This window comes from Catenibacterium faecis (assembly GCF_014306455.1).
In the GTDB taxonomy this organism is placed as follows: Bacteria; Bacillota_I; Bacilli_A; order Erysipelotrichales; family Coprobacillaceae; genus Catenibacterium; species Catenibacterium mitsuoka_A.
Genome location: NZ_JACRWG010000083.1, coordinates 1 through 5967 on the forward strand (window position 1 = coordinate 1; position 5967 = coordinate 5967).

The 5967-nt window shown below is 31.3% G+C and carries 6 protein-coding genes; all 6 read right to left on the bottom strand.

The features are described from left to right. The coding region (locus H8909_RS12225; protein WP_187013023.1) for an RNA-guided endonuclease InsQ/TnpB family protein at positions 1-608 on the bottom strand (608 nt) is incomplete at its 3' end. Between the two features lie 477 nt (positions 609-1085). Next, positions 1086-1409 (bottom strand): cupin domain-containing protein, encoded by a 324-nt coding sequence (locus tag H8909_RS12230; protein ID WP_187013024.1) that lies wholly within the window; start codon positions 1407-1409, stop codon positions 1086-1088. Beyond that, positions 1402-2049, bottom strand: coding sequence for a GyrI-like domain-containing protein (locus H8909_RS12235; protein WP_187013025.1), 648 nt, complete (start codon positions 2047-2049; stop codon positions 1402-1404). Before H8909_RS12235 ends, H8909_RS12230 begins: the two co-directional genes overlap by 8 nt. A gap of 15 nt (positions 2050-2064) precedes the next feature. Beyond that, positions 2065-2967, bottom strand: coding sequence for an alpha/beta fold hydrolase (locus tag H8909_RS12240; protein ID WP_187013026.1), 903 nt, complete (start codon positions 2965-2967; stop codon positions 2065-2067). Between the two features lie 77 nt (positions 2968-3044). Next, entirely contained in the window at positions 3045-3749 is a 705-nt protein-coding gene (locus H8909_RS12245; RefSeq protein ID WP_187013027.1) for a TraX family protein, read from the bottom strand. 235 nt (positions 3750-3984) lie between these two features. Beyond that, positions 3985-5049 carry a beta-aspartyl-peptidase gene (iadA, locus tag H8909_RS12250; RefSeq protein ID WP_238928294.1) on the bottom strand — a complete coding sequence of 355 codons (1065 nt, stop codon included), beginning with the start codon at positions 5047-5049 and terminating at the stop codon, positions 3985-3987. Positions 5050-5967 lie beyond the last annotated feature (918 nt).

Consider the following 5967-nt stretch of genomic DNA (forward strand, 5'->3'; position numbering starts at 1 on the left):
ACAATCGCAAAGTCCTTTAATCCAAGGTCAATGCCAATTCCTTCACTGGAATTGTTAACTATCCTGTGATCTGGGATTTCTATAAGAACTGAAACATAGTATCTGTCAGCCTTTATTGAGACATGACCGCTCTTAATTATGTATCCATCTTTTGTAGTTGGAATATATCCTTTCTCTTTGATGCGTACCCAGCCAAGTGACGGGATCTTGATTCTGTGTCTTTCGCAAAGACAATCTTTTGGATTATTCCTTACAAAATACATTTTCACATCAGATCTGCCTTTCTTCTTAAATTTTGGAAAGGCGCTCTTGTAATCAAAGAATTTTTCAAATGCGGTCTGTCCGTTATTTACTGCCTGTGTTACCGATTTTGAATAAGCTTCCTTGATCCAGGAATATTCTGGATGGCTCGGAAGAAACTCATTGTTGAGCCATACTCTAAACTGGCTACTGCTCATAAATTTTTTTCCATTTTCATGAAGCTCCTTATTATGAGCAAGATAGAAGTTATAGATAAATCTGCAAGTACCTATTGTTTTACGAATCCTGACTTTCTGCTCCTCTGTTGGATTTATTTCCGTCTTGAAACTCTTCAGCAATTCCCTCATCCCTTTCTATCAGTTTTTATACTTATGAAACCCTTTGCAGCCTGCAGGAGAACACATGGAGTATTGAAACAATATCCTGCATGAGTTCTCCATCTAATTTCTAATCTAATTATAGAACAAATAGAAAATTCATGTATTCAGTTCAGCTTCATGAACGCCTTTTAATCGGCGTTAATAAAATTTAATTTTCACTAACCTGTGGTCTGTGAGTATTCAAATAATTCTTTTACATTATAAAACTATCTTAAAAATGCAACTTGATTTAGTAAATGATGTTTATAGGTATAATAATGCCTTTAGTTTTGGTTCGGTTTGCCTTTAAAGTTCCTTTTCTATCTCAACGTTATAACATCTTAACAGATACGCCTAAAAGTTCAGTAAAATCCTTTAATTTATAATTTGTGATATTTGATGTTTTCATTTTAACGCTCTCCTTTGAGGAGATTTGAACACATCTAATCACAATAGTCGATATATTTAGTTACTTATAGTTTGTCTTATTAATATTTCTGTATATATGACATCATCTTTAGTTCTTATACCCATAGGTATATCAGTAAATGTAATGAAACTTTCCTTTTCTTTAACTACTTTAGTATAGCCATTATTTCCATAGACTTCCAACTGACCTTTCAAGACATAAATCATCTTATAGTAAGGATATATTTCAGCGCTTATGTCTGTATTTCTTGCAAGTGAGAAATAAGTCAGTGTATCATTTACTGCTTTAGAAGTGGTACAGCCTAGTATAGGCTCGTTATCTTTTGTGATAGAGAAAACTTCTCCTATTTTTTCATTCATACTTAACTCCTTTTTTTTTGATTGGATGTCTAATGACTGTTTTCCATTTTTCTGGTGCGACTCTTCTTGCATCAGAAAGATATATTTCATGATGTAGTCTTTCTTTTGTAAGATCATTTATATATCCATTTTCTTCTATATATTTGTTCATGAGTGCAACAGAGGCAGGTTCATCATCAAACGAACCTATATGCATCATCTGTACACATAATCCCTCATCAATAGTAATAAATTCAGCACAAGAACAATCCATTTTTTTCTTAATAGAAGCAGTTTCTACTGCCCATTCAAAATCTTTTTTAGTAATAAAGTCTGGTAAACGAATAACAGAAATCCAATTAAAAGTAGATTTATCATCATAATCTATACCTTCGATGCCATCCTGCCACCAGAAACCTTCTAGTGGAGGAACCACATATTCAAAGAATCCTTCTATCTTATAATTTGTTTTATAGCTCATCTTAAGTGTATAAGCGACTGCATATAGTACACTAATAGCCTTCTGATAATCCCCACCTTCCTCGTTTGGATCCCCTTGTCCTCTTACCGCAATATAGTTAGCACGAGGAACAGTGACTATCATGGGTTTATTTTTAGGCATGTAAAAATCTTTATATTCTTTCTTAAAATCAAAAGCCATATATTACCTCCTGTATTAATTAGCATAGAAAAAATCTAGAATATCTTTATATACTATTTCTTTATTTGTTTCATTGAGTAGTTCATGTCTTTTATCTTTGTACAGTTTACTCTTGATATTTTCATAGCCTACTTCTTTCAAAAACTCTTCTAATTCATTAAACTTCTGCTTTCCTTGAATGACTGGATCATCTTCACCTGCAATTAAGAATATAGGCAAAGAACTATTTTGAGGATTCCAATCTTCTTTGATGAAAGCTGATTTTAATAGCTGGAAAAGATTTATAAAGCCACTTGTAGTAAAAGTAAACCCACATAGAGGATCGGTGTTATATGAAGACACAGTCTGTGAGTTAGAACAGATCCATTCATTTTTAGTTTTATAGCCTTTGTTGTAGTATCCTACAGATAACTTATTCAGAATCTTATTAGGTTTATAGTCTTTATAAAATAATCCAGTAAGTTTTCCTGCAAATAATGCTAGATCAACAAGTTTATTTTCTGTAGGTGGACCACACAATACAATCTTTTCAATATGCTTTTCATATTTCTTTAGGTAGTTTCTAGAAACTAATGTACCCATACTATGACTAAATATAGAGACATTTAATGTAGGATATCTGTTTTTCAAATATTCTGTAACTAGATAAGCATCATCTACAATATATGTTATATCGTTTGTATAGAAATATCCTAAATGTGATGTGTCTTTTACACTTGCACCATGTCCTCTATGATCATGAATAGCACAAATATAGCCTTGTTGTGATAAAAAGTTCATAAAGTCATAATAGCGTTCTTTATGTTCAGACATACCATGTATTAACTGAATAATACCGATAGCCTCTCCTTCTGGTTCAATAATAGCGAGTTCTAGGGGTAATTGATCTCTTTTTGATAAGAGTTTTTCAATAATCATATGTATTTACCTCGTTTCAAGTATATTTTTCGTATAATTTAATACTACACAATTATTATGAACTTTATATGATGTATCTAAATATGAAGAGTCATTCTTATTATTCCTAAAATAAGCAAATGTACTGGATAGAAGAAATAGTTGAATAACTTATTTTGTCTCCCTCTTTCTCCGTTATAAGTCAGATTTAAACCAAATCCAAGTAATGCCCAGGGTTCCTTAAACATTGACGCATAACAAAATGGTATAGAATAGATATATTTATCATGAAATATATACATGAAATATCCAATAAGTACGGCATGATGTTCATAATCTAATCCTAGATTCATAGCTATAAAACACATAACTGCGACAATGAGAATGGATATAACATACCATAATGGTTTATTCAGTTTCTCTTTTAATACATCTATCACCCATATAATGGCAAGTACAAATGACAGTGTAAACATGATATTGTTCCAGTTGGGTTCAAAAAGAACAGCTGATGTACACATATCAAATGGGACTTCAGAGATGATTCCAAATAGAAGAAGAGTCCCTAAGTATTTCCATTTATTTCTTGTATGGAAGTACCCTTCTATTAATAAAAATATAAATATAGGAAAAGCGATTCTTCCTAAAATATCAAATAGATCACTTATTCTATTTAACATACCTCCATCTAGATTAGGATAGATAATAGCTTTATTGAAATGATCAATCAGCATTGAGGCAAATGCGATATATTTCAATTTTGCACCTGAGAATATCTTGATTCTCTCTTTTATATTATTCATTTGTCTCATCCTTTCAACTCCATTATAACATAAAAGGCTGATTCACAAAGGAATCAGCACCTGTAATCTAGTATGTTACTCTTTCTCTTATATAAGGACTGAAGTCTATTCCACTCTTACGATCAATAAGTGTATTGTAGTTGATATTCAAATCTAATAATTCATGCTTATCAACTCTTACTTTCAATCCCAAATCTTTGCTTAATGAGTTTGCAGGAATAAAAAAAGAAAGAAATTAATCTTTCTTTGTGATGATATGCTTGATTTCATCATCTTTCCAGATAACTAAATCACAATCAAAACCTTCTTTAATGACTCCTGTATTTTTTAAACCTAATACTTGAGCAACATTTTGAGTAAAGAATGGTAAAGCTTTTTCATATCCCAATGCATTCTTTAGAGAAATAAATTCTTTCTTTAAGTTAGAGACTGGTGTAATACCAATTTCTTTGATAGATCCATCTTCATTATATGTAGACCATGAGCCTTGTGCATCACTAGAAATAGTGACTTTAGAAGTATCCTTAAACTGTTTAATGAATTCTAGAGTCTTGCCATCACCTTCACATGTTAAGTCAACTGTACCACCCATTTCAGCAAACTTGAGTGCATCTTTAAATAAGTGTGGATTACGACTACAGTGTGTTGGCTGGAATAAAGAAACAGGAATATCAGCTCTTTCTAATGCATGAAATACAGGAGTTAATCCTTGTTTTTCATCACCCATATGAAGTGTTAAATTTGCTTGTTTTCCAGCAATAAGACTTGCTGTACGGATTTGAGAAGCTAAACGAACAAGTTCGTCATCAGTAATATGACTTGATCTATGATCACTTAATGCAAGCTTCACACCTAGAATACTATCAATAAATACAATATCATCTTCTACTGAATCAGTGAGCGTATATGTAGGATATGTATAACTTCCTGTTAGAATATAGGTATGGACACCTTTTTGAGTCAATTCTTTTGCCTTGGCGAATAATTCTTTTGTGTTTCTTGTATAGCCATCTGTACCTAATAATCCAATGACAGTAGTAATACCTGCATCTAGTATTTCATTGACTTCAATAGGTCTAGCACGAGAAATAAAGCCTGCTTCTCCCCCACCACCTGTGATATGTACATGACGATCAATAAGACCTGGTGTAAGGATACAACCTGTTCCATCAATTGTTTCAATAGAATAAGGATATGCGATATGATCATCTATCTTTTCTATTTTAGAATCTGAAATCAATACGTCTTTGACACCTAAGTTTTCTGGTGCATAGACTTGAATGTTTTTAATTAGTTTCATACTTTTTCACCTCAATGAGTATTATATAGTAGAAATCAACATGCTGTCATGTTAATCTTGAAAGAAAGACTAAATTGCATTAATTGTCTATATATAAATATAAAAAAGCAGACGATAAGTGCTCTAATTATGTAGGTTTTCCAACATTCTTATATTGTCTTTTACCTACATTTTTATTTTATCCCTTGCAAGTTGATCAAGAATATCGGAACACTTGGTCAACCTATTCGGAATGAGTGATCAACTAAAGTGGAATAATCATTTTATGCTATTTTACAATTATTTATCTCTATTATCAGCTATTTTTACCTTTTACCTTTTTTTATTTTATTATGATAAAAGTACAGTTTATATGTGACATGCTTAGCTTGACAATATTTTTCTATTCTTTTTTCCAACTGTTGCCAATATCTTATACCATAATTAGAGTCATTAAAAATTCTCTCAAAATTTTGATATTTGTCTTTAGGGAGAACCTCTTTTGCAAAATTTAGCACTTCACATTTATAAGGACTTCTCAAATTCAAATTTTCAAAACATATATAATCCACATATTCATACACTTCATCTATTATCTGAAATACATTTGTTATATGGGGAATTATAGGAGAGATAAACACGTAGCATTTAATTTTTTCATTGTTTAATGTTTTGAGGGTTTGAATTCTTTCGCTAGATAAACTAGCACCTGGCTCTATTCTTTTTGAAATCTTATCATTAAGTGTAGCTAAAGAAATACCAACTTTTATATTACTTATGCTTTTAATTAGCTTTAATTCTTTTAAAATAAGTTTTGATTGTAAGCGCCAAATTATATAGTGTACCTAAAAAGGACGATTAAATCACATTTTCGATTTAATCGTCCTTTATTCCAAACTCTTCTTTTATCTGTTCACTCCAAGGCATGAACCAGTCAAT

Excerpts from the sequence above, each read along its gene's own strand:
- H8909_RS12245 (WP_187013027.1), bottom strand. The coding sequence starts at position 3,749 with ATGAATAATATAAAAGAGAGAATCAAGATATTCTCAGGTGCAAAATTG.
- H8909_RS12235 (WP_187013025.1), bottom strand. The coding sequence starts at position 2,049 with ATGGCTTTTGATTTTAAGAAAGAATATAAAGATTTTTACATGCCTAAA.
- iadA (WP_238928294.1), bottom strand. The coding sequence starts at position 5,049 with ATGAAACTAATTAAAAACATTCAAGTCTATGCACCAGAAAACTTAGGT.
- H8909_RS12230 (WP_187013024.1), bottom strand. The coding sequence starts at position 1,409 with ATGAATGAAAAAATAGGAGAAGTTTTCTCTATCACAAAAGATAACGAG.
- H8909_RS12240 (WP_187013026.1), bottom strand. The coding sequence starts at position 2,967 with ATGATTATTGAAAAACTCTTATCAAAAAGAGATCAATTACCCCTAGAA.